The sequence below is a fragment of the Haloarchaeobius litoreus genome (genome assembly GCF_024495425.1).
GTDB lineage: Archaea > Halobacteriota > Halobacteria > Halobacteriales > Natrialbaceae > Haloarchaeobius > Haloarchaeobius litoreus.
The window spans coordinates 467,563-489,570 of sequence record NZ_JANHJR010000004.1 but is presented as its reverse complement, the minus strand read 5'-3'; the positions used below and the strand labels follow the sequence as shown (position 1 = coordinate 489,570).

The 22,008-nt window shown below is 68.7% G+C and carries 19 protein-coding genes; 16 read left to right on the top strand and 3 right to left on the bottom strand.

Going from position 1 to position 22,008, the window contains the following annotated elements; genetic code table 11:
• The first annotated feature begins 24 nt into the window (after positions 1–24).
• From NOW55_RS20060 to NOW55_RS20010, 11 genes are all read left to right on the top strand, one after another.
• Positions 25–606, top strand: a complete 582-nt coding sequence (locus NOW55_RS20060) for a QcrA and Rieske domain-containing protein (RefSeq protein ID WP_368407800.1) — start codon at positions 25–27, stop codon at positions 604–606.
• Complete coding sequence (locus NOW55_RS20055; RefSeq protein WP_256401903.1) at positions 606–2,051, top strand: cytochrome b; 1,446 nt, start codon at positions 606–608, stop codon at positions 2,049–2,051. Before NOW55_RS20060 ends, NOW55_RS20055 begins: the two co-directional genes overlap by 1 nt.
• Positions 2,048–2,242, top strand: coding sequence for a DUF8120 family protein (locus NOW55_RS20050; protein WP_256401902.1), 195 nt, complete (start codon positions 2,048–2,050; stop codon positions 2,240–2,242). Before NOW55_RS20055 ends, NOW55_RS20050 begins: the two co-directional genes overlap by 4 nt.
• The gene (narG, locus tag NOW55_RS20045) at positions 2,235–5,141 is read left to right on the top strand and encodes a nitrate reductase subunit alpha (protein ID WP_256401901.1); all 2,907 of its coding nucleotides are present in this window, start codon (positions 2,235–2,237) and stop codon (positions 5,139–5,141) included. The genes NOW55_RS20050 and narG overlap by 8 nt, the downstream gene beginning before the upstream one ends.
• On the top strand, positions 5,138–6,202 hold the full coding sequence (gene narH / locus NOW55_RS20040; RefSeq protein WP_256401900.1) for a nitrate reductase subunit beta: 1,065 nt from the start codon (positions 5,138–5,140) through the stop codon (positions 6,200–6,202). Before narG ends, narH begins: the two co-directional genes overlap by 4 nt.
• Positions 6,189–7,007: an ethylbenzene dehydrogenase-related protein gene (locus NOW55_RS20035; RefSeq protein WP_256401899.1), complete on the top strand. Its 819-nt coding sequence runs from the start codon at positions 6,189–6,191 to the stop codon at positions 7,005–7,007. The genes narH and NOW55_RS20035 overlap by 14 nt, the downstream gene beginning before the upstream one ends.
• A 2-nt stretch (positions 7,008–7,009) precedes the next feature.
• Entirely contained in the window at positions 7,010–7,726 is a 717-nt protein-coding gene (locus NOW55_RS20030) for a molecular chaperone TorD family protein (protein WP_256401898.1), read from the top strand.
• On the top strand, positions 7,723–8,649 hold the full coding sequence (locus NOW55_RS20025) for a DUF8068 family protein (protein ID WP_256401897.1): 927 nt from the start codon (positions 7,723–7,725) through the stop codon (positions 8,647–8,649). Before NOW55_RS20030 ends, NOW55_RS20025 begins: the two co-directional genes overlap by 4 nt.
• Entirely contained in the window at positions 8,646–9,482 is an 837-nt protein-coding gene (locus NOW55_RS20020) for a HEAT repeat domain-containing protein (RefSeq protein ID WP_256401896.1), read from the top strand. Before NOW55_RS20025 ends, NOW55_RS20020 begins: the two co-directional genes overlap by 4 nt.
• A 3-nt stretch (positions 9,483–9,485) precedes the next feature.
• Complete coding sequence (locus tag NOW55_RS20015) at positions 9,486–10,769, top strand: P-loop NTPase (RefSeq protein WP_256401895.1); 1,284 nt, start codon at positions 9,486–9,488, stop codon at positions 10,767–10,769.
• A gap of 221 nt (positions 10,770–10,990) precedes the next feature.
• A complete protein-coding gene (locus NOW55_RS20010) occupies positions 10,991–11,278 on the top strand; it encodes an amphi-Trp domain-containing protein (RefSeq protein ID WP_256401894.1) in 288 nt (95 codons plus the stop codon).
• Between the two features lie 6 nt (positions 11,279–11,284).
• Here the strand turns inward: NOW55_RS20010 and NOW55_RS20005 are convergent, their stop codons facing one another.
• A complete protein-coding gene (locus NOW55_RS20005; RefSeq protein ID WP_256401893.1) occupies positions 11,285–12,847 on the bottom strand; it encodes an ABC1 kinase family protein in 1,563 nt (520 codons plus the stop codon).
• A 258-nt stretch (positions 12,848–13,105) separates the two neighbouring features.
• On the opposite strand from NOW55_RS20005, the gene NOW55_RS20000 reads away from it, so the two are divergent.
• The 5 genes from NOW55_RS20000 (at position 13,106) to NOW55_RS19980 (ending at position 18,065) form a co-directional block, all read left to right on the top strand.
• Positions 13,106–13,843, top strand: coding sequence for a DsbA family protein (locus tag NOW55_RS20000; protein ID WP_256401892.1), 738 nt, complete (start codon positions 13,106–13,108; stop codon positions 13,841–13,843).
• On the top strand, positions 13,840–14,385 hold the full coding sequence (locus NOW55_RS19995; protein WP_256401891.1) for a hypothetical protein: 546 nt from the start codon (positions 13,840–13,842) through the stop codon (positions 14,383–14,385). The genes NOW55_RS20000 and NOW55_RS19995 overlap by 4 nt, the downstream gene beginning before the upstream one ends.
• Positions 14,382–14,798 (top strand): hypothetical protein, encoded by a 417-nt coding sequence (locus tag NOW55_RS19990; RefSeq protein ID WP_256401890.1) that lies wholly within the window; start codon positions 14,382–14,384, stop codon positions 14,796–14,798. Before NOW55_RS19995 ends, NOW55_RS19990 begins: the two co-directional genes overlap by 4 nt.
• A gap of 71 nt (positions 14,799–14,869) precedes the next feature.
• A complete protein-coding gene (locus NOW55_RS19985) occupies positions 14,870–15,301 on the top strand; it encodes a universal stress protein (RefSeq protein ID WP_256401889.1) in 432 nt (143 codons plus the stop codon).
• A gap of 232 nt (positions 15,302–15,533) precedes the next feature.
• Complete coding sequence (locus tag NOW55_RS19980; protein ID WP_256401888.1) at positions 15,534–18,065, top strand: hypothetical protein; 2,532 nt, start codon at positions 15,534–15,536, stop codon at positions 18,063–18,065.
• A 96-nt stretch (positions 18,066–18,161) separates the two neighbouring features.
• Here NOW55_RS19980 and NOW55_RS19975 read toward each other — a convergent pair whose 3' ends face one another.
• Both NOW55_RS19975 and NOW55_RS19970 read right to left on the bottom strand, forming a co-directional pair.
• Positions 18,162–20,006 (bottom strand): ABC transporter ATP-binding protein, encoded by a 1,845-nt coding sequence (locus NOW55_RS19975; RefSeq protein ID WP_256401887.1) that lies wholly within the window; start codon positions 20,004–20,006, stop codon positions 18,162–18,164.
• A complete protein-coding gene (locus tag NOW55_RS19970) occupies positions 20,003–21,865 on the bottom strand; it encodes an ABC transporter ATP-binding protein (protein WP_256401886.1) in 1,863 nt (620 codons plus the stop codon). Before NOW55_RS19970 ends, NOW55_RS19975 begins: the two co-directional genes overlap by 4 nt.
• Between the last annotated feature and the right edge of the window lie 143 nt (positions 21,866–22,008).

The following is a 22,008-nucleotide window of genomic DNA, read 5'->3' as shown; positions in this document are numbered from 1 at the left end:
TCAGCCCACGCCAGCACACCCAGCATCTACCAGCCGCTCTGGCGGGACGAGCGCGCCGAACTCCACCGACGCGACTACGCGAAGATACTCGCGACAATCGGCGGCCTGACCGCGATCGCGAGCCTGGCCGCACCCCTCGCTGGCCTCACGGAGGTGTTCGAGCGCAAGTACACGGGGCCGGTCTACTCCGACGGCGTCGCGCTGGTGGACTCGGAGGGCGAGCAGATCACCGAGGACCGCCTCTCGGAGGGCGAACAGCTGACCGTGTTCCCGGAGCCGCGGCCCGGCATCGCCGACGCGCCGACGCTCCTCGTGCGGTTCCCCGAGAGCGAGTACGGCGAGGGGACGAACATGGAGTACACGGTCGGTGGGTACGCCGCGTACTCGAAGGTCTGTACGCACGCGGGCTGCATGGTCGCCGACCGCGACGGGACCACGCTGGTCTGCCCGTGCCACTCCGGGCGGTTCGACCCGCTGGCCGGGGCACGGGTCACCGGCGGCCCGCCGCCGCGCAGGTTGCCACAGCTCCCGATCACCATCTCGGGTGACGGCTACCTCGTCGCCACGGGCGACTTCACCGGGCCGGTCGGCCCGGGGGGTGGCTGATGAGCCGCCTGCAGCGCGCGTACGAGTTCGTCGACGACCGCCTCGACATCGAGGGCGCACAGTCGTTCCTCGGGAAGGCGTTCCCGGCCGAGGACTCGTTCCTGCTCGGCGAGGTGGCGCTCATCTGCTTCCTCGTGCTGGTGCTGACCGGGACCTTCCTCGGCTTCTTCTTCGAGCCGAGCACGTCCGAGGTCGAGTACGAGGGCAGCATCGCGGAGTACCAGGGTGAGGAGCTGCCGGAGGCGTACGTCAGCGTCCTCAACATCACCTACGACGTGCCGTTCGGGATGCTCATCCGGCGCATCCACCACTGGGCCGCGCACCTGTTCGTCGCCTCGATGGCGTTGCACATGTTGCGCGTGTTCTTCACCGGGGCGTACCGCAACCCGCGGGAGCCGAACTGGCTCGTCGGCACCGGGCTCGCCGGCACCTCGATGTTCGCGGCCTACACCGGCTACGCGTTGCCGTTCGACGAGTTCGCCAGCACGGCGGTCGGCATCGGCTACAACGTCGCCATCTCCGTCCCGTTAATCGGGGATATGCTCGGCCAGATCGTCTTCGGCGGGGAGTTCCCGTCCAGCGCGACGATCCCGCGGTTCTTCTTCCTGCACGTGTTCGTGCTGCCGCTGGTCATCGCGGGGCTCATCGCCGTCCACATGGCGATCCTCGTGCGCCAGAAGCACACCGAGGACCGGCGGGACGGCGACGTGCCGGGACGGCGTGGCGTCCACGCCGACGGGGGCGGCGAGGGCACCGCGGGTGGAGGTGATGCCGCGAGGACCGCCATCGACGGCGTCGACCGGGACGACGACAGCGTCGTCGTCGGCCTCCCCGCGTTCCCGAACCAGGCCGCGGTCAGCGCCGTGGTGTTCTTCCTGACGCTGGCGACGCTCTCGCTGCTGGCCGGGTTCCTGCCGGTCCACAACATCGCGGAGTACGGCCCGAACGACCCGGCGTCGACGCCCTCGCTCATCATGCCGGACTGGTTCCTGATGTGGGGCTACGGCTTCCTGAAGCTCACGCCGTCGTGGATGAGCTTCGACCTGCTCGGGATCCACGTCAGCTCGGAGTTCGTCGGCGGGCTGGTCCTCCCGGGCCTCGTGTTCGGCGCGGTCGCCGTCTGGCCGTTCCTCGACTACGAGTCGGAGCCGACGCACTTCACGGCGGACCCGTTCGAACGGCCCCGCCAGACCGCGGTCGGCATCGCCGGCGTCGTGTTCATCATGGTCGCCTCCATCGCGGGTATGGACGTCATCGTCGCGGACCTGCTGGAGACGAACACCGCGGCCATCAAGCCGTACCTCACGGCCGCCCTGCTCCTCGTCCCGACAGTCGCCGGAGCGGTGACCTACCTCGTCATCGACCGGACGGGCGACGACGGGGCGGACGGTCACGACGAATCGACCGACGAGGCAGTTTCGGACGACGGGGGTGAGCGTGGATGACCGGGCGTCCGGGGAGCATCGCGTGCTCCCCGCGGCAGTACCGGTGGCTCGACCGCACGACCAAGCTCGGCGGTATCGCACTCATCGCGGCCGGGCTGGAGGTCGGCGGCGACACCGCCCTCGGCATCGCACTCGCAGCAACCGGCGTCGCAGTCGGACTCACCACCGTCATCATCACCACAAATGAGTGACCAACGAGAGACGCACGACAGCACCGACGACGGCCTCGACCTGGCCCGTCGTGACTTCCTGAAGGGAATCGGCGCGACGGCCACCGTCGCGGGCTCGGCCAGCGTCCTGGGCGACGACCTGCTCGGGATGGACGGCCTGGAGGTCGTCGACGACCCCATCGGCTCCTACCCCTACCGCGACTGGGAGGACCTCTACCGCGAGGAGTGGGACTGGGACTCCACGGCACGGAGCACCCACAGCGTGAACTGCACCGGAAGCTGCTCCTGGGAGGTGTTCGTCCGCAACGGCCAGGTGTGGCGGGAGTCGCAGGCGGGCGACTACCCGCAGTTCGACGAGGACTCTCCGGACCCGAACCCGCGTGGCTGTCAGAAGGGTGCGTGCTACTCCGACTACGTGAACGCAGACCATCGCGTTCTCCACCCGCTCCGTCGGACCGGCGAGCGCGGGGAGGGCATGTGGGAGCGGATCTCCTGGGACGAGGCCCTGACAGAGATCGCCGAGGAGGTCATCGATGCCGTACAGGACGAGGAGTACGACGCGATCAGCGCGTTCACGCCGATCCCCGCGATGTCGCCGGTGTCGTACTGCAGTGGCAGCCGGTTGACGAGCCTGCTCGGCGGCGTCGGTCACTCCTTCTACGACTGGTACTCCGACCTCCCACCGGGACAACCCATCACGTGGGGGACCCAGACCGACAACGCCGAGAGCGCCGACTGGTACCACGCCGACTACATCATCGCGTGGGGGTCCAACATCAACGTCACGCGAATCCCGGACGCGAAGTACTTCCTGGAGGCGGCCTACAACGGCACGAAGCGGGTCGGCGTGTTCACGGACTACTCGCAGACGGCAATCCACTGCGACGAGTGGATCGGACCGGACCCCGGTAGCGACACGGCGCTGGCACTCGGGATGGCCCGAACGATCGTAGACGCGGGGCTGTACGACGAGGCGCATCTGAAAGAACAGACCGACATGCCGCTTCTCGTCCGCGAGGACACCGGAAAGTTCCTGCGTGCGAGCGAGGTTCCCGGTGTCGACGTCGACGTCGAAAGGGCGGACCACGTGTTCGTAATGGCGGACGCCGAGGGTGAGCTGCGCGTCGCCCCAGGATCACTCGGGGCTCGCGACGGCCAACACGACGAGACCGCGAGCATCGAACTCGACTTCGATCCGCAACTCGCCGTCGACCGCACGGTCTCGACGGCAGACGGGTCGGTCGCCGTCCGGTCAGTGTGGAACCGACTCCGCGAGGAGCTCTCGACGTACACGCCCGAGTTCGTCACCGAAGAGACCGGCGTTGGGCGTGAGACCCACCAGGAGATCGCCCGGGAGTTCGCCGAAGCCGACCGGGGGAAGATCATCCACGGCAAGGGCGTCAACGACTGGTACCACAACGACCTCGGCAACCGCGCGATTCAACTGCTGGTGACGCTGACTGGTCACATCGGCAGGCAGGGGACGGGGCTCGACCACTACGTCGGCCAGGAGAAGATCTGGACGTACGAGGGGTGGAGCAAGCTCAACTCCCCCGTCCCGAGCCGCAGCGTGCCGACGACGCTGTGGACGTACTACCACTGCGACGTGCTGGACAACGCGGACGCCGAGACCACACGTCGTGTACAGGAGGCCATCGACAACGACTGGATGCCCCTGTACCCGTCCGAGCGTGAGGACGGCTCGCGGCCCGACCCGCGGATCATGTTCATCTGGCGGGGGAACTACTTCAACCAGGCCAAGGGCAACGTCGCTGTCGAGGAACAGCTCTGGCCGAAGCTCGACCTCGTCGTCGACGTCAACTTCCGGATGGACTCCTCGGCGATGTACTCGGATATCGTCCTCCCGTCGGCCAGTCACTACGAGAAGTACGACCTCTCGATGACGGACATGCACAGCTACGTGCATCCGTTCACCCCCGCGGTCGAACCGCTCGGGGAGTCAAAGACCGACTGGCAGATATTCCGCGAGCTCGCGGCGAAGATCCAGGAGCTGGCCCGGGAACGAGACGACGTAGTCCCGGTTCAGGACCGGCAGTTCGACCGGGAGATCGACCTCGAATCGGTCCACGAGGACTTCGTCCGCGACTGGGAGTCCGACGAGGAGGGGCGTCTCGCCGACGACCGGGAGGCCTGCGAGTTCATCCTCGAGAACTCCACGGAGACGAACCCACCGGACAGCGACGCCCAGATCACGTTCGACGACATCGACGGGACCGACGAGGACAACCCGGAACGGGTCCGAGCCGTCGGGGACCACTGGACCTCCGACCTGGAGGAGGGTGAGCCGTACACGCCCTGGAAGCGGTACGTCCAGGAGAAGAACCCGTGGCCGACGTTCACCGGGCGTCAGCAGTACTACATCGACCACGACTGGTTCCTCGAACTCGACGAGGAACTGCCGACCCACAAGCGCGCGCCGACCCTGCAGGACAGAGCCGAGTATCCACTGAACTACAATACGCCCCACGGCCGGTGGTCGATCCACTCGACGTGGCGCGACAACGAGAAGATGCTCCGGCTCCAGCGGGGTGAGCCAGTCGTGCACCTCAACCCGGACGATATGGACGCACGGGACATCGAGGACGGTGACACAGTCCGCATCTACAACGACCTCGGCAGCGTCGAGGTCCAGGCGAAGCAGTATCCGAGCGGCGAACCGGGTACCGCCCGGATGTACTTCGCGTGGGAGCGGTTCCAGTTCCCCGGTCGAGGGAACTTCAACTCGCTCGTCCCGCTGTACATGAAGCCGACCCAACTCGTCCAGTACCCCGAGGATACCGGCGAGCACCTGTACTTCCGGCCGAACTACTGGGGGCCAACGGGCGTCAACAGCGACGTCCGCGTCGAAGTCGAACCAGTCGACGAGAGCGATGGGTCCGGTGGAGGTGGTGACGAATGAGCCAGTCCGACGAGGGGGACACGGTCGACCTCGCGGAGGGCATCGACCACCAGGTCGCGATGGTGATGGACCTGAACAAATGCATCGGCTGTCAGACCTGCACCATCGCCTGCAAGACGAACTGGACCGAGGGCGGCGGCCGCGAGTACATGTACTGGAACAACGTCGAGACCAAACCCGGTCCCGGCTACCCGAAGGACTGGGAGGACATGGGCGGCGGCTGGAACGAGTCCGGCGAGGAGCGAACCCCGGGCGAGCTACCCGACGAGGAGGAGTACGGGACGCCGTGGGACTTCAACCACGAGGAGATCATGTACGAGGGCAGCGACGAGCCGCTGCGGCCGATGAGCGATGCCGCCTCCTGGGGACCGAACTGGGAGGAGGACGAGGGGGCCGGCGAGTACCCCAACTCGTACTACTTCTACCTCCCGCGCATCTGCAACCACTGCACGCACCCGTCCTGTGTGGAGGCCTGCCCGCGTTCCGCGCTGTACAAGCGCGAGGAGGACGGCATCGTCCTGGTCGACCAGGACCGCTGTCGCGGCTACCGCTACTGCGTCGAGGGCTGTCCGTACAAGAAGGTGTACTACAACGCGATGAAGAAGACCTCGGAGAAGTGCATCTTCTGCTACCCGCGCATCGAGGGCGAGGGGCCCGACGGCGAGGTCAGACCTCCGTCGTGTGCCGCCGACTGCCCGCCACAGCTCCGGCTCGTCGGCTACCTCGACGACGAGGAGGGTCCCATCCACAAGCTCGTCAACGAGTACGAGGTGGCGGTCCGGCTCCACCCGGAGTACCGGACCGAGCCGAACGTCTACTACATCCCGCCGTTCGCGCCACCGCAACACTCCGAGCGTGGCGAGTCGCTCGACGCCGAGCGCATCCCCCGGAACTACCTGGAGGAGCTGTTCGGCCCGAAGGTGAACGAGGCGCTGAACACCATCGAGCGCGAGCGGAACAAGGTCGAACGGGGCGAGGAGAGCGAGGTGATGGAGATGCTGACGACGGAGGACACGGCCGACCAGTACAGACTGGAGGTGTTCGACGATGCGGAGGAGTGACCTCGCCCTGGTCTGCCTGCTCGGGCTGGCCGTGCTCGCCGCGACGGCAGTCGCCCCCGCGTTCGTCGAGGCGCGACCGGCCTACGAGATCCCCGTGCACTACACGGTGGACGACGACGCCGTCGAGGGCGACGACGGCGAGGCGTGGAACCGCGCACCCGCCGCGACCGTGCCGCTCAGCAGCGCCGGTGCGAACGTGCCGGGCGGCGACGACACCACCGTCACCGAGGCGTCGGTCGCCGTCGTGCGGACCGAGGACCGGCTGCACGTCCGGGTCTCGTGGGCGGACCCGAGCCGGAACGTCTCGAACGACCGGGTCCGCTCGTTCGCGGACGCCGTGGCGGTCCAGTTCCCCGCGAACGCATCGAACCGGCCGCCCATCGCGATGGGCAGCACCGACAACCCGGTGAACGTCTGGTACTGGTCCGGTGCGAACGCGAGCGAGGAGCTGCTCGCTGGCGGCCCCGGCACCACCACGCGGTTCCCCGACTCCACGCTGTCGACGAACGCGACCTACCGGGACGGCCGCTGGACGGTGACGTTCTCCCGGGCACTCGACGGCGCATCGGCGAACCGGACGACGGTCCCGACCGACCGGGACCTCGACGTCGCCATCGCGGTCTGGAACGGCGGTAACATGGAGCGGTCCGGCCAGAAGGCCGCCAGCGAGTGGTACTACCTCGCGCTTGGCCCCGGCCCGGGCGGGCCGCCGTACGAGGTCATCCTCTGGACCGTCGCTGGCATCGCCATCGTCGCGACCACGCTCGTGACCATCCAGGGCGTCCGCCGGACGAGGGGGGCGTGACCGTGTCGACCGACGACACCGACGGGCTGGCCGGGGGCGCGGACCGGCGACGCCTGCACGAGGAGATAGCGGTCGCGGCCGGGGCCCGGGGGGCAGTGTACGCGCTCGCGGCGCGGACGTTCACCCAGCCCGACGCGGAGCTCTACCGGGCACTCGACGACGGCCGGGTCGCCGACGAGTTCGCCACGCTGCTCGAGAAGAGCGGACTGTCGGTCGACCCACCGGACCTGACCGTGGATGACGAGAAGGAGATCCTCTCGGCCCGCTACAACGACCTGTTCGTCGTCGGCTTCTCGGAGGTCGTCGACAAGACCGACGGCACGGTCGACAACTATGGGCCGCCGGTGTCGCTGTACGAGTCCGACTACCGGTCGGAGGTGTCCTGGAACGACGTGAACCTCGACCTCGCCAGGGCGTACGAGTACTTCGGCTGCCAGGTCGACCAGGACGACCGGCGCAACCACGACCACTTCAGGCTCCAGCTGGAGTTCATGGGCTACCTCTGCCGGCGCGAGGCGGCGGTCGACGAGACCCTCGCGCAGGCACGGCTGGACTTCCACGACCGCCACCTGCGTGTGGTGACGGGCGGCGTCGCGGACGCCCTGAACTCCGAGCCGGGGACCGGCATCTACGGCGAGTTGGCGGCCTTCCTGGACCGCTTCACCGAGGCCGACGTGGACGACCTCGACGCACGCATCCACGGGGAGGGAGCTGCATGACGTCCGAGATTCACGACGAGGACGGCGCGACGGAGCACGATGCCGGGATGCAGTCCGCTCTCCGGCCGGTCGACCACGAGGCGGTCGTCACCGGACTCGGTCTCGTCGCCGTCCTCGCGGTCGCCGGGACGACCACGCTCCGGACCCTGTACAACCTCCCGTTCGACCCGGTCCCGGTCTCATCGGGTGCCAGGTCCGTCGTGGGGACGGCGATGCTGGGCGTGCTGGCGATGGTGCTCCTCGGTCTCGTGCTCTCGACCGGCAGGCGGACTGTCCGCGTCGGGCTGCTGTTCGTCGCCGTGTTCGGGGTGCTCCCGTCGTTCGACGCGGCGGCGACGCTCCCGGGTGCCGTCGGCGTCACGGGCGGAGCGAGCCTCGCGCTGCTCGGGACCGTCGGCGTGCCGGACTCCTCCCGTGCGTTCCGCCGGGTGGCCGTCGCCGCCGGCTTCGTCGCCGGCGTCGCGGTCTCGCTCGCGGCCGCGACCGGCCTCGTCGACGCGGGCCTGCGCCAGACGGGGAGCCTGCTCATCGTCGCCGCGATTCTGGGGACCGGCATCCGCGTGCAGCGCGACCGTCTCGCCGCAAGCGTCGGCGTACTCGTGCTGTTCGCGACCCTCGCGCTGACCGCCGCCAGTCCGTACGTGGCCGGGAGCGCGCTGCTCGTTGCGTTCGCCGTCGTCGGGGTCCCCCACCTGCTGGTCGCCGCCGCCGTCGGCGTCTGTGCCGCCGTCGGCACCGCAGCCGTCCGCCGTGGGGCGTACGCGACCGCGACCGGGGCATGCCTGCTTCTCGTCGCCGGGATGCCCGTGACGTTCCCACGTGCGCTCGCCGTCCTGCTGGGCGCGGCACTCGTGTTGCTTCCCACCGGAGCGCTCGTACCGGTGGACAACCGGAACCAGAACGAGACGGAGGTGGCGTCATGAGGGACGAGGAGGAGGCCACCGACGGGCCCACGGACCCCCGTGTCCACCCGGAGGAGAGTCCGGGCTTCGGCGAGGACCCGGCCGGGCTCGAGGACATCGAGGTCGACCGCGACGTGACCATCGGGGAGGCGACCCCGCGGGAGCTCCAGGCCACCGACATCAGCCCCATCGCCGACGACGAGGTGGCGGAGAAGGTGAGTCTCCTGCAGGACGGCGACGTCGTCGACCGACGACGCGCCGCGCTCGCCCTCGGCGAGGAAGACGCCACCGACGTCGTCGTCGACGCGCTCGTCCACCTCGGGTTGGCCGACGACGACGCGGACGTCCGGCAGTTCGCGGTCGAGTCCCTCGGGAACCTCGGCGGTGAGCGTGCAGGCGAGGCCGCCGTCGCGACGCTCGACGACGCTGACCCGTGGGTCCGGGCCGAGGCGGTCGTCGCCCTCGACCGCATCGACCGGGGAACGTTCGAGTCACACGTCGAAGACGCACTCGACGACGCACACCACGCTGTCCGCCGGAACGCCGCCGTCTCCCTGTTCAAATCACGGGGAGAGGCGATGCTCGACGTCCTCCTCGAACAGAGCCACGACGAGAGCGAACGCGTCCGCGAGTGGGCGGTCCACCTGCTCGCGGGCGTCGACGACGAGCGGGCGGACCAGCGATTGCGGGCGGTCGCCGGCGACGACTCAGAACCGAAGGTGGTCCGGAGTACAGCCGCCCGCTCACTCGAAGCCGACCCCGGGAAGTTCCGCCGGCAGTTCACCGGTGGCACCGAGAACGACAGCGCGGCGCTCCCCGGGGAGAGCCGCCTCAACCGACAGCCGGACCTCTGAACTATGGCAGAGACACCAGACTCAGACCCGAGCCAGCGTTCGCACGACGACCAGTTGCAGGATGACGTCGAGGCCGCACTCAGGCGTGTCCGCGACCCCGAGGCCGACAAGGACGTCTTCGAGGCCGGGCTCGTCGAGGGCGTGTTCGTCGACGGCGGGCACGTCGTCGTCGAGGCCGACCTCGGCGACTTTCCACCCGACGAGGCCGAGGCGGTCACGGCGACGATGGTCCGTGCCGCCGGCGACGTCGACGGCGTCGAGCGAGCCCACGTCGAGCACGTCCACGCCCAGCCGGAGACCGGTGACCGGAGCGTCGGCATCGGCGCTGCCGACCGCGTCGTCGCCGTGGCGAGCGCGAAAGGCGGCGTCGGCAAGTCGACGGTCGCCACGTCGCTGGCCTGCGCACTCGCCGCCGACGGCGAGTCGGTCGGGCTGTTCGACGCCGATATCCACGGCCCGAACGTGCCGGAACTGCTCTCGGTGAGCGGGCCGGTCCACTCCGACGAGGACGGCAACCCGATCCCCGTCGAAACGGACGGTCTGGAGGTGATGAGCGTCGGCCTGCTCTCCTCGAGTGCGCCGCTGGCGTGGCGCGGCGCGATGGCACACGACGCCCTCTCGGAGCTGTTCGAGGAGACCGCCTGGGACGACCCCGACACCGTCGTGCTGGACCTCCCGCCCGGCACCGGCGACGTGGTGCTGACGACCCTGCAGGAGGTACCGGTCCACGGCGTCGTCTTCGTGACCACCCCGTTCCACGCCGCCGTCTCAGACACGCACCGTTCGCTCCAGCTGTTCGAGGAGAACGACGTGCCCGTGCTCGGCGTCGTCTCGAACATGGGGGAGTTCGTCTGCGAGAACTGCGGCGAGCCCCACGACCTGTTCGACGGCGACGACCCCGTCGCGGCGCTCGGTGCCCCCGTGCTCGCCGAGATCCCGTTCGACCCCGAGATGCAGGCCGCACCGGAGCCAACCACCGACGGAGTGTCCGACCACGCCAGCGACCTCTCGACAGCGGTTCGCGACCGTCTCGACGAGATCTGGACCGTCGACGTCCCCGAGGGCGCGGTCGACCTGCGCGGCGTGGCACCCGACGAACGCCGCGAGCACGTCCGGACGGGGTTCGAGGCCCACGAGGCCGGCGAGCCGTTCTACGTCGTCAGCGACCGCGACCCGACTCCGGTCCGCGAGTTGCTGCTCGACGTGGCCGACACCGACTCGTTCGAGACGTTCCAGGTCAGACGTCAGAACCCGGAGACGTGGCTGTTGCGGGCGCTCCCCGCCTGACCCGGTCCAGGCCTACCTGGGAGCTGCTGCCTCGCGAGCTCCAAACGGACGGCAAACTCTCACGGGTGGACACCGACGGCGACTGGACGGCGGGGTCGGTCCGACAGCCGGAACCGCCCGGCAAACGCCCTACGAACGCTTCGCCGCGAGGAGGCGTGTCGATATGCACAAACCGGGAATCACCCCTCGGGCCTATAGGGAATGTCACCGACTGTCTAGACATGGGAGAGCTAGAGACAGAGGAGCAGCGGACGCGTGCCGAGGTCGCGACGTACCTGCGCGATCTGGCCGACCAGCTGGACAGTTCCGAGCCGGTGACGCTCGAACTCGGTGGCGACCGTGTGAGCCTCGATCCCGACGACGACATCACGTTCAAGCTGGAGGGCGAGTCCGACTGGAGCGAGGGCGACACCGAGGCCAAGCAGAGCATCGAGTTCGAGCTGGTCTGGTGGCGCGAGGCGACGACCCCCGAGGAGGGACACCTCTCGGTGGAGTCCGAGCGTCCCTGACACCCGTCACTCCCGTCGGACCCGGTGGAGGTACAGGAGACAGAAGACACCGGCGAGGGCGACGGCTGGAATCTCGTACGGCTGGCTGTGGAACGCGAGCAGTGAGGCCGCGACGGTCAGCGAGCCGCCGAGCACCGCGTAGCCGAGCGCACGGTCGGTCCCCCCGTCGACCGACTCGGTGCGGACCACCAGTTCGCCCCGTTCGAGACGGCTCATCGTCCGCTCGACCCGGTACGGAGCCCTCGCCAGCGCGGGGAGCGACCGCCTGAGGTCCGTCCAGGTGTCGTCGAGGAGCGCCTGGAACTCCGTCTCGATGAATCCCCGTTCGACGAGGAACGAGCGGATGACGGCGAGGAAGTCGAACTCGGGGTCGAGCTGGCGACAGACGCCTTCCCCGACCGTGCCGACGCGGATGAGCAACATCACGTCGGGTGGGATCCGGAACGGGAAGTCCTGCAGCATCGTGGTCAGTTCGGTGACGATGGCCCGCCAGGTGACCTCGCGCCGCCCTTCGAGGTTCTCGATGACGAGGTCGAGCACCCGGCCGACCTCCGCACGGTCGACACCGACCTCCAGCACGTCCAGTGCGATGAGCGCGTCGACGAGGGCATCGACGTCCTGTCGGACCAGTGCTCTGTACAGTGAGACGATGTCTTCCTGCACGGTCGGTGCCAGGCGTTCGCTCATCCCGAAGTCGTAGATGAGCAAGCTCCCATCGTCAGTGACAGCCAGATTGCCCGGATGCGGATCGGCGTGGAACACGCCGTCGACGAGTCCCATCTGGAGGTACACCGTGGCGATCCGGGACGCCATCTCGTGGGGTGTCACGTCCAGACCGTCGAAGGCTCCGTCGTCGGTTATCTTCCGGCCCGTCCGGTACTCCATCGCGAGCAGTCGCTCGGAGGAGAGGTCGTGGTAGACCGCCGGCACGACGACGTCGTCCTCGTCCGCGAGGTTCTCGCGGACCTCCGCCATGATACTGCGTTCGCGATTGAAGTCCAGTTCGTCCGCGATGATCTCCTCGAAGTCCTGGGCGGCGTTCTCCAGGGAGTACTGCTGGCGCTCGTTCGCGAAGAGGCTGACCAGGGGGATGATCCGCCGAACGACACGCAGGTCGCGGTCGATCTGCTCCTTTACGTCGGGGCGTCGGACCTTGAGCGCGATCCGCTCCCCCCGATACCGGACGGTGTAGACGAACGCGAGCGAGCCACCGGCGACTGGCTCGAGCGTCTTCAGGTCGATATCTTCACCCAGCTCGGCCTCGACCACCGCACGCGGGTCCCCGCCGGCATCCTCGGGTATCTCGTCCTGCAGGGTCCGGAACTCGTCTGCGTAGATCGGGGGCACGATGTCGGGGCGCGTCGAGAGCACCTGGCCCACCTTGACGAACGCCGGGCCGAGGTCGAGCATCGTGTCCCGGAGCCGCTCGGCCCGTTCCCGATGGACGTGCTCCTCGAGCCGCCTGGGTCCGCCGAACAGCAGGAACCGGCGTCTGTCGCGGAGGAAGGCGATTGCGAACGGGAGGAACCGGACGAGGACGGCGACATATCGCCGGTAGAAGCCGGTCATCGATACCGGGGTCGTGGGGTGTTCTCGGGCGTCTGATGCATATCAGTCCGTTCAGACGAGTGCGATAAATAGCTGGGTGGCTGTGGTCGTGGGCAGGGTGAGCCACTGGCCGCCGTCCGACCCAAGACGGCTGAACGTAACGGCGTCCGAACGGGGGACCGACACGGGACTCCCCGGACCCCGTCGGTCATTTCCGGGGAGGGATTCGGGACTCGACCGCAAGACAGATACGTCGTGTCCAGATAGTCTTGCACGTCAATGGATAGCGGGAGCAATATTACACGGCGGCGCGCCCTCCTCGCCGGCGGCGCGACGGTGGCCTTCGGCGGCGGCGTCGCGTATCTCGCATCACGAACGGGGTCCTCGAGCGAGGAGTACACGCCGTCGACGTACCAATCGCTGGACGGTGAGACGGGTTACGGGGTCGAACTCGCCGGGAGACCGGTCGTCGGCGAGCGCGACGCACCCGTGGACCTGTACTACTGGACGGACTACCTCTGCCCGTTCTGCAAGGAGTTCGAGACGCAGACGCTGCCGAAGATCGGCCGGAACTACATCGAGTCTGGCGAGGTGCGGCTGGTGTTCCTCTCGTACCCCAACATCGGGCAGTACTCGATGCCGTCGGCGCACTGGGACCGGTGCGTCTGGCGGCTGAACGCCGAGAGCGAGCCGTCGACGTACTGGCACTGGCACGGCGAGGCGTTCGAGGCGCAACAGAGCGGTGGCCACGACTGGGCCGACGAGGCCACCTTCGAGGACATCACGGAGCGGACCGACGGCGTCGACGTCCCCGCGGTCGACGATTGTCGACGGAACAACCGCGAGGAGATTCGGTCGAGCATCGAGGCGGACGTCGACCTGGCCCGGAACTCGGGGGTCCAGGGGACGCCGGGCTTCGTGCTCTACAACCGGGACGCCGACGCCGCCGGGAAGATAGTCGGGGCCCACCCCTACGAGAACTTCGCGGAGGCGCTCGACAGGGTGCTAGCGGCGTGAGTACCGCCGACAGCACGGGCCGGGGGCACCTCCACTCCCTCCGTGACGCCCTGACCTATCCCCTCACCTCTGACCGCCGGCTGCTGGTCGCCGGTGTCGCCACGGCACTGACGTACCTCGTGCTCGTGTTGAGTACGTTCCCGCAGTTCTCCGTCCAGATCGTCTCGAGGGACCCGACCGATGTCGTCTACGCCGTCTCGGCGCTCACCCGGGAGGTGTACCTCACCACCGGCTGGATAGGGCTCGCACTCGTCGTGCTGTACGCGCTCCTGACCGGGGTCGCGCTGACCCACACCGCCGCGCTGTACCGGCAGACACGGGCGAGCGGCGCATCGTCGCTGGCGACGGTGCTGCCGGGTGTCCTCGCTGCGGGCTGTGCGAGCTGCGGAGCCGGCGTCCTCGGGATGCTCGGGTTCGTGGGGGCGATGGCGGCGCTCCCGTTCCAGGGGAACCTCCTCCGGGCCGCCGGAATCCTGTTGCTCGTCGGATTCCTCGCCAGAACGGGCGACCCCCGGACCTGTGACGTGGGTGACCTCACGTGAACGTCGCCGGTGACCGACGAGACGTCCTGCGAGGTGTCGCCGTCGGGCTGGGCGTGTTCCTGGTGTTCGGGGCGGTGACGGGACTGATACCGAACCCGCTGTACGTCCGGATGATCGCCAGCACGCCGGCAGACTACCTGTTCCTGATGGCCACGTCGGCGTTCGCGGCGGCGTTCGTCTACCAGCGCTCGCTTTCGGCGGAGCCGCTCGGTGACGGTGTCGCCGTCGGCGGCGTCGTCTCCGGGGTCCTCGCGTTCGGGTGTCCGATCTGCAACGCGCTCCTGCTCGCGCTGTTCAGCAGCTCCGCGCTGATGACGTACTTCGACCCGCTCCGCCCGCTGCTGGGGGTCGCGAGCATCGGCCTCTTCGTCGGTCTCCTCTACTACCAGCGGGCCAACTGTCGGCGGTGTTGAGACCACGGCCCGATTCCACCGTCACGGGAACCGTCACATCACTCTTGATAGCAAACGGCGTAGTGCTAGCCATGTACTCGAACATCCTCGTGCCGACGGACGGGAGCGAGCACGCCGAGCGGGGCATCGAACACGGGATGGACCTGGCGGCGGAACACGGCGCGACACTCCACGTGCTGTTCGTCGTCGACGAGAACGTCTACGGGTCGACACCGGCCCTGAGCAGCTACGAGGCGGCGCTGGAGCGGCTGGCGGACGACGCCGAGGACCTCGTCGGGGACGTCGTCGAGGACGCCATCGAACACGAAATCGAGACGACGGCCGCGGTGCGCCGCGGCGTCCCCCACGAGGAGATACTGGCGTACGCTTCGGAGAACGACATCGACGCCATCGTGATGGGCAAGCGCGGTGCCACGGGGGAGCCTGGCGAGGGCTCGCACCACCTCGGGTCGATCACGGACCGTGTCCTCCGGGAGTCCGAGGTCCCGGTCACACCGGTCTGAGCAATCCGGCGCGGGAAGGACGGACCGAGTCCAGGCGGGTGAACACGACGTGCTTCGCCCCCAAATCGCCCGCGTGTGGCGGGACACGAAGTACATCGACTGCTAGGTCAAGATGGTCGGCGACCGACGAGCAGTCGATGGGTAGACAAGAGACGGTACCACCGACAGCGACTGCAGTTGCGAACGGATTCGACGCACGTGCCGACGCGGCGGCGGCCAGCGGAGGAGACCGATGACGGACGGCGACCGGTCGACGCGCCGGCGCGACCTGCTCAGAGCGGTCGGGGCGACCGCCTTCGCCACCTCGGTGGCGGGCTGTTCGGCACTCACGGGTGGGTCGGACGAGCCAGCGACGGACCAGACCCAGGCCGGGACGACTTCCGCACCGGCGACGAACCAGGGCACCGAGGCGAACGATGGCACGACGGACGACGACGGTCAGCCGGCGGGCGTCGGGCCCACGGCCGGCATCGAGGCCTGTCCAGCGGGGAACGCGGGCGGCGGCGACGTCGTCGAGATCGGCGGCACGGTCACCGAAGACACGACGCTCGGCTCCGAGGCCAGCGAGTACCTGGTCACCAGCTCACTCGACGTAGAGGACGGCGCAGTGTTGACCGTCGAACCGGGGACGAAGCTCCGCTTCGCACAGGACACCTCACTCGTCGTCAGAGCCGACTCCGCGCTCTCTGCGGTCGGGAACTGTGCGGAGCCCGTGGTGTTCACCGGCGATCAGGCGACACGCGGCTTCTGGAAGGGCATCTTCTTCGAGGGGTCCGACCGGGTGCAGAGCGAGCTGACCTACGCGGTCGTCGAGTACGGCGGCGGGGACTCGTTCATCTTCGCGCCTGCACGAGCGAACGTCGTGGCCATCGACGGCGCACGACTCCGTATCGACAGCTCGAGCCTGCGCGAGAGCGACGCCTACGGGCTCGCCTACAGCGGCAGCGTGACGGTCGACAGTTTCGAGCAGAACGTACTGACGGCCAACGGCGACGGTGCCGCGTACGTCTCGTCACGGTCAGCGCACTTCCTGAGCGACGGGAGCACCTACACGGGCAACGACGAGGACCGCGTCGCCATGCACGGAGCCGACATCGGGGCCGACTTCGAGGGCACGTGGGACGCACTCGACGTACCGTACACCGTGGAGACGGGGGACAACATCCGGCTGGACGGTGAGCTGACCATCGCCCCCGGGACGACCGTCGAGTTCGGACAGGGCGTCGGTCTCCTGGTCTCGGAGGACGGCCCCGGTTCGCTCCGGGCGGTCGGGATGGACCCCGAGACCGAGGAGGTCCAGCCGATCACGTTCACCGGCGCCCAGCGGACCCGCGGCTACTGGAAGGGCGTCGGTATCGTCGGCAGCGACCAGACGCCGAGCCGGTTCGAGCACGTGGTGTTCGAGTACGGCGGCGGCGACGACTACATCTTCGCGCCAGGGAAGGCCAACCTCGCCGTCTGGGACGGCTCGCGGGTAAACGTCGCGAACTGTACGTTCCGCGAGAGCGACGCCTACGGCTTCGCCTTCTCCGGCAGCGCACGTGTCGACGCCTTCGTGCAGAACACGGTGACCGCGAACGCCTCCGGGGCCGGGCTGGTCTCCTCCGCGACCACGCACGTCCTCTCTGATACCGGGACCTACACCGGTAACGACGAGGACTTCGTGCTCGTCCGCGGGGCCACGATTCCGGGTGACGACGAGGTGACGTGGGACGCCATCGACGCCCCCTATCGCGTTCAGACCGGCGAGAACGTGCAGGTGGACGGCCACCTCACGGTCGACCCCGGCACCACCGTCGAGTTCGGACAGGGCGCCAGCATGACCATCGAGGAGAACGGGCCGGGCCGGCTGACGGCGGTCGGCATCGACCCGGACACCGAGGAGAGCCAGCCGATCACGTTCACGGGTGAACAGCAGACCCGCGGCTACTGGGACGGCATCGCCTTCCGCGGCACCGACCGGACCGAGAACCAGCTCCGCAACTGCGTCGTCGAGTACGGCGGCGGCGACGACTGGATCTTCGCACCCGCCAGGGCCAACGTCGTCGTCTTCGAGGGCTCCCGCGTCCGTATCGACGACTGTACGCTCCGGGAGAGCGACGCCTACGGCTTCGCCTTCTCGGGGAGCGCGAAGGTCGACAGCTTCACCACCAACACCGTTACGCGCAACGCCTCGGGTGCGGGCAGGGTCGCTTCGTCGACGACCCATCCGCTCTCGGACAGCGGCACCTACACCGGCAACGACGAGGATATCGTGCTCGTCCGTGGCGACACCATCGGGAGCCGACAGACGGTCACCTGGGACGCCATCGACGTTCCATATCGGGTGAACACCGACGACAACGTCGAGGTGAACGGGCACCTCACCGTCGACCCCGGGACCACCGTCGAGTTCGGACAGGGTGCCAGCATGACCATCGAGGAGGACGGCCCCGGCGCACTGACCGCGGTCGGCGAGTCGGGGAGGCCAATCACCTTCACGGGCGAGCAGCGGACGGCGGGCTTCTGGGACGGCATCGCGTTCCGCGGGACTGCCCGAAGGGAGAACCAGCTCCACCGGTGCGTCGTCGAGTACGGCGGCCGCGACGACTGGATCTTCGCCCCCGGTCACGGGAACGTCGTCGTCTTCGAGGGCTCGACGCTCTCCCTGCAGAACTCGACGCTCCGCAACGGGAGCGGCTACGGGCTGGCCGTGAGCGGTGACTCGACGGTCTCGAGCAGCGGCAACACGTTCTCGGCGAACGGAGCCGGGGCGCAGAACTAACGACGGACAGCACTGACGGTGACGGCGACCACCACGTTCGGCCGGGCCGAGGTCGCAGGACCGTCGACTCGACGCGACCGGTGACCACACGTCATCTCAGTCCCCGGCCGCCGCCACGGCCCCGACCTGCACGTTCCACAGTTTCGCGTAGCTCCCGCCCTTCTCGACCAGCTCCTCGTGCGTGCCGGACTCCGTGACCACTCCATCCTCCAGCACGACGAGCTGGTCCGCGTGGCGGACCGTCGAGAGCCGGTGGGCGACGACGAACGTCGTCCGGTCCGCGGTGATGTCGGCGAGGTGCTCCTGCACCACACGTTCCGTCTCGGTGTCGACGTGGCTCGTCGCCTCGTCGAACAGCAGCAACTCCGGGTCGCCGACGACCGCGCGGGCGATGGCGAGACGCTGGCGCTGCCCGCCCGAGAGTGTCGTCCCCTGTGCGCCGAGTTCGGTGTCGTAACCGTCGGGGAGGTCGCGGACGAACTCGTCGGCACCCGCCACGCGCGCGGCTTCGCGGACGGCCTCGTCGCTCGCGTCGCCACCGGGTGCGCCGGCCGCGACGTTCTCGCGGACCGTCCCGTCGAACAGGAACGAGTCCTGATCGACGTAGCCGACCTGTTCGCGGTAGGGCTCCGGCGCGATGTCGGCGAGGTCGCGGCCCTGCACCGCGATTCGACCCTCGTCGGGGTCGTGGTACCGGAGCAGCAGGTCGAGCAGCGTCGACTTGCCCGCGCCGGTCGTCCCGACGATACCGACGGTCGACCCGGGGGCGATGTCGAGGTCGACGCCGTCGATGACCCGCTGGTCGGTGCCGGGGTAGGCGAACGAGACGCCCTCGAACGACACGTCGGGCGCGTCGAGGTCGACCGCGGCCCCGTCCTGCCCCCCGGTTCGGCCCTCGCGGGCCGCGAGTCCGCCGACGCGCTTCGCCGCCGCCTTCGCGCCCTTGTAGCCGTTGATGAGGCCGCCGAGGTTCTTCAGCGGCGGCGTCATCCGCTCCAGATAGAACAGGAACGGGACGAGCTCTCCGGCGGTCAGCGTGCCGGAGAAGAACAGGGGCGGGCCGACCGTGATCCACTGCACGCCGATGGCGACGACGAACAGGAGCCAGAGGCCCGCGACGAGGCGGTTGAGGGGTGCCTGCCGGATGGAGAGCCGGCGGTTCGCGAGACGAGCGTCGGTGTACTCGCGAGAGGCGTCGGCGAGCCGTCGGCTCTCGTCGGCCTCGGCGGTGTTCGCCTTGATGACGTCGAGTCCACCCAGCGCCGTCTCCAGCAGCGCGTTCAGGCCACCGCGCTCGGTGCGGATGTCGTCCTGGACCGGTTCCACCTGGCGGGAGAACCAGTGGTTCAACCCGGCGAGCACCGGCGCGGAGAGCAGCACGAACAGCGCGAGCTGTACGTTCAGCAGGCCCATGTAGACGAAGGCGCTCACGATGGTCGTGACCGCCCAGATGCTCGCCTCGACGAGCTTGTTGAAGAACGTGTCCAGCTGGTTCACGTCGTCGTTGAGCGCGCTGATGACGTTGCCGGTGCGGTGCTCGTCGAAGAACGACAGGTCGAAGCCGACGACCGTCGAGAAGGCACCGGTGCGGACCTCGTGGAGGAACCGCTGGGTGTAGAGCCCGAAGCAGTACTCACCGACGAACGAGAGGGAGTGCGACACGATACCGGTCGCGACGACGAGCGCCGTGACGAAGACGAGCAGGTCGATGGTCCCGGTCGGAACGACTGACTGCGGGAGCAGCGGCAGGGCGAACGGCTGGTCGTTGAACAGCGCGTCGATGCCCAGCCCGATGAGGTAGACGTCGGCGAGGCTCAGGAAGATGGAGACGAACGTCGACGTCATCGCGACGAGCAGCAGGGGCAGGTCGGCCCGGCCGTAGCGGTCGACGAGCGAAACGAGCGGGTAGTCGTCGGCCCGGTCGGCGAACGCGTCTGTCATCGCTGCACCTCCGTTCCGGGTGCCGGTGTCGGGTCCGCTGTCCCCGAGGCGACGGCACCGGTCTGGACGGCCCAGAGCGAGGCGTAGGTGCCGTCCCGTGCGACGAGCTCGTCGTGCGTGCCGCGCTCCGTGATGCGGCCGTCCTCGAGGACGACGATGCGGTCTGCCTGCCGGACCGTCGACAGCCGGTGGGCGACGGCGAACACCGTCCGGTCACTGGCGACCGCACGGAGCGTGCGCTGGATCTCGGCCTCGGTCTCGGTGTCGACGTGGCTCGTCGCCTCGTCGAACACCAGTACCTCGGGCTCCGTCAGGAGCGCCCGGGCGATGGCGAGGCGCTGGCGCTGCCCGCCGGAGAGCGTGGTGCCGCGCTCGCCGACCGCGGTGTCGTAGCCGTCGGGGAGGTCGGTGACGAACTCGTGTGCGCTGGCCCGCTTCGCGGCCGCGACGACGGTCTCTCGCGAGGCGTCCGGGTCGGCGTAGGCGACGTTCTCGTGGACCGTCCCCGGGAAGAGGAACGGGTCCTGGCCGACGTAGCCGACGTGCTCGCGGAGGCTCCCGACCGAGTGCTCGTCGATCGGCCGTCCGTCGATTCGAATCTCACCTGCATCGGGCTCGGAGAAGCGCAACAGGAGCTTCACGAGGGTGGATTTGCCGGCACCGCTGTGACCCACGATACCGATGAAGTCGCCGGAGTCCGCCGTCAGCGAGACGTGTTCGAGGGTGAGGTCGTCGTCGTCGCGTTCGTCGTATGCGAAAGAGACGTCGTCGTACTCGACCACACCGTCGGTGACCGACAGCGGTGGTGTCTGCCCGTCGCGAATCTCGACGGCGTCGTGGCGCAGGAGCGGCACCACCCGCCGGCTGGACGCCTGTCCGCTCTCGACCTTGTCGAGGACCTCGACGGCGAGCTTGCGGGTCGGGTCCATCAGCGAGAAGGTGTACATGATGAACGTCAGCAGGGTCCCGGCGGTCAACGACTGCGTGAAGGCGGCGGGCGTCCCGACGATGATCCAGTAGCTCCCGACGCCGAAGAGGAACCAGACGCCAGCGACCGCGAGCAGCCAGGAGACACGGTTGTAGATGGCGCGGAGCTTGAGCGCCGACCAGGCCGAGCGCTTGTAGGCGTCCGAGGCGTCGCCGAGCCGGTCGGCCTCGTGTCGCTCGCGGACGAGCGACTTCACGCTCCGGATGCCCTCGATGGCGTCGCGGAGTCGCGCGTTGAGCCGCCCGACGTTCGAGCGCACAGCGTCGTACCGCGGTTCGAGCAGCCCGGCGTAGTACCGAGCCGTGATGGCGACGACGACCGGGAGCACGGCCATGAGGAGCGCGAGGTTCCAGTTCAGCAGGAGCATGAACGCGAACGCGGTGAGGAGCTCGCCGCCGTAGACGACCGCGGCGCGGCCGCCGTCGAACAGGTCCTCGAGGTTGTCGACGTCGTCGTTGAGGACGCTCAGGCGGTCGTGGTCCGTGTCCCGATGTGCCGACAGCGGGAGGCCCGTCGCCGTCTCGAAGGCAGTCGTCCGGATGTCGTGGAGCGTCTCGAGGTTGGCGCGCTCGTAGACGAGCGTGCCGTACCAGCGGCAGAGGCTCTCCCCGACGACGGCGACGGCGAGCAGTGCCACCACGAGCGCGGCCTGTCCGCCCGTCTCGTCCGGAACCAGCCCGTCGGGGACGAGTGGCAGGCCGAACGCCTGGCTCTTGAGGAGCAGCGAGTCCAGTGCGACGCCGATGACGAGTGCGGGGACGCGCTGGAAGGCGAGCGCGAGCAGTATCAGCAGGGTGCCGCCGACGAACTGGCGACTGCGGCGTCGTGCGAACCGGTGCAACAGATAGCGGACGGGGGTCGTGCGCGACATTTCGTGGGGGTCGTCGGTGGTCATCGTCGGGCGGTTCGGGAGCGAGTAGCGGTCGTGTCAGTGTTGCAGTACCTGAAGGAGGATAAGCGTACTCTGTACCGCGATACTGTAAGGTTCGAGAGACGAATGCCGGCAGGTGCAGC

Bases quoted from the DNA above. Each gene is read 5' to 3' on its own strand.
- NOW55_RS20055 (WP_256401903.1), top strand. From the start codon at position 606: ATGAGCCGCCTGCAGCGCGCGTACGAGTTCGTCGACGACCGCCTCGAC.
- NOW55_RS20050 (WP_256401902.1), top strand. From the start codon at position 2,048: ATGACCGGGCGTCCGGGGAGCATCGCGTGCTCCCCGCGGCAGTACCGG.
- narG (WP_256401901.1), top strand. From the start codon at position 2,235: ATGAGTGACCAACGAGAGACGCACGACAGCACCGACGACGGCCTCGAC.
- narH (WP_256401900.1), top strand. From the start codon at position 5,138: ATGAGCCAGTCCGACGAGGGGGACACGGTCGACCTCGCGGAGGGCATC.
- NOW55_RS20035 (WP_256401899.1), top strand. From the start codon at position 6,189: ATGCGGAGGAGTGACCTCGCCCTGGTCTGCCTGCTCGGGCTGGCCGTG.
- NOW55_RS20025 (WP_256401897.1), top strand. From the start codon at position 7,723: ATGACGTCCGAGATTCACGACGAGGACGGCGCGACGGAGCACGATGCC.
- NOW55_RS20020 (WP_256401896.1), top strand. From the start codon at position 8,646: ATGAGGGACGAGGAGGAGGCCACCGACGGGCCCACGGACCCCCGTGTC.
- NOW55_RS20015 (WP_256401895.1), top strand. From the start codon at position 9,486: ATGGCAGAGACACCAGACTCAGACCCGAGCCAGCGTTCGCACGACGAC.
- NOW55_RS20010 (WP_256401894.1), top strand. From the start codon at position 10,991: ATGGGAGAGCTAGAGACAGAGGAGCAGCGGACGCGTGCCGAGGTCGCG.
- NOW55_RS20005 (WP_256401893.1), bottom strand. From the start codon at position 12,847: ATGACCGGCTTCTACCGGCGATATGTCGCCGTCCTCGTCCGGTTCCTC.
- NOW55_RS20000 (WP_256401892.1), top strand. From the start codon at position 13,106: ATGGATAGCGGGAGCAATATTACACGGCGGCGCGCCCTCCTCGCCGGC.
- NOW55_RS19985 (WP_256401889.1), top strand. From the start codon at position 14,870: ATGTACTCGAACATCCTCGTGCCGACGGACGGGAGCGAGCACGCCGAG.
- NOW55_RS19980 (WP_256401888.1), top strand. From the start codon at position 15,534: ATGACGGACGGCGACCGGTCGACGCGCCGGCGCGACCTGCTCAGAGCG.
- NOW55_RS19975 (WP_256401887.1), bottom strand. From the start codon at position 20,006: ATGACAGACGCGTTCGCCGACCGGGCCGACGACTACCCGCTCGTTTCG.
- NOW55_RS19970 (WP_256401886.1), bottom strand. From the start codon at position 21,865: ATGTCGCGCACGACCCCCGTCCGCTATCTGTTGCACCGGTTCGCACGA.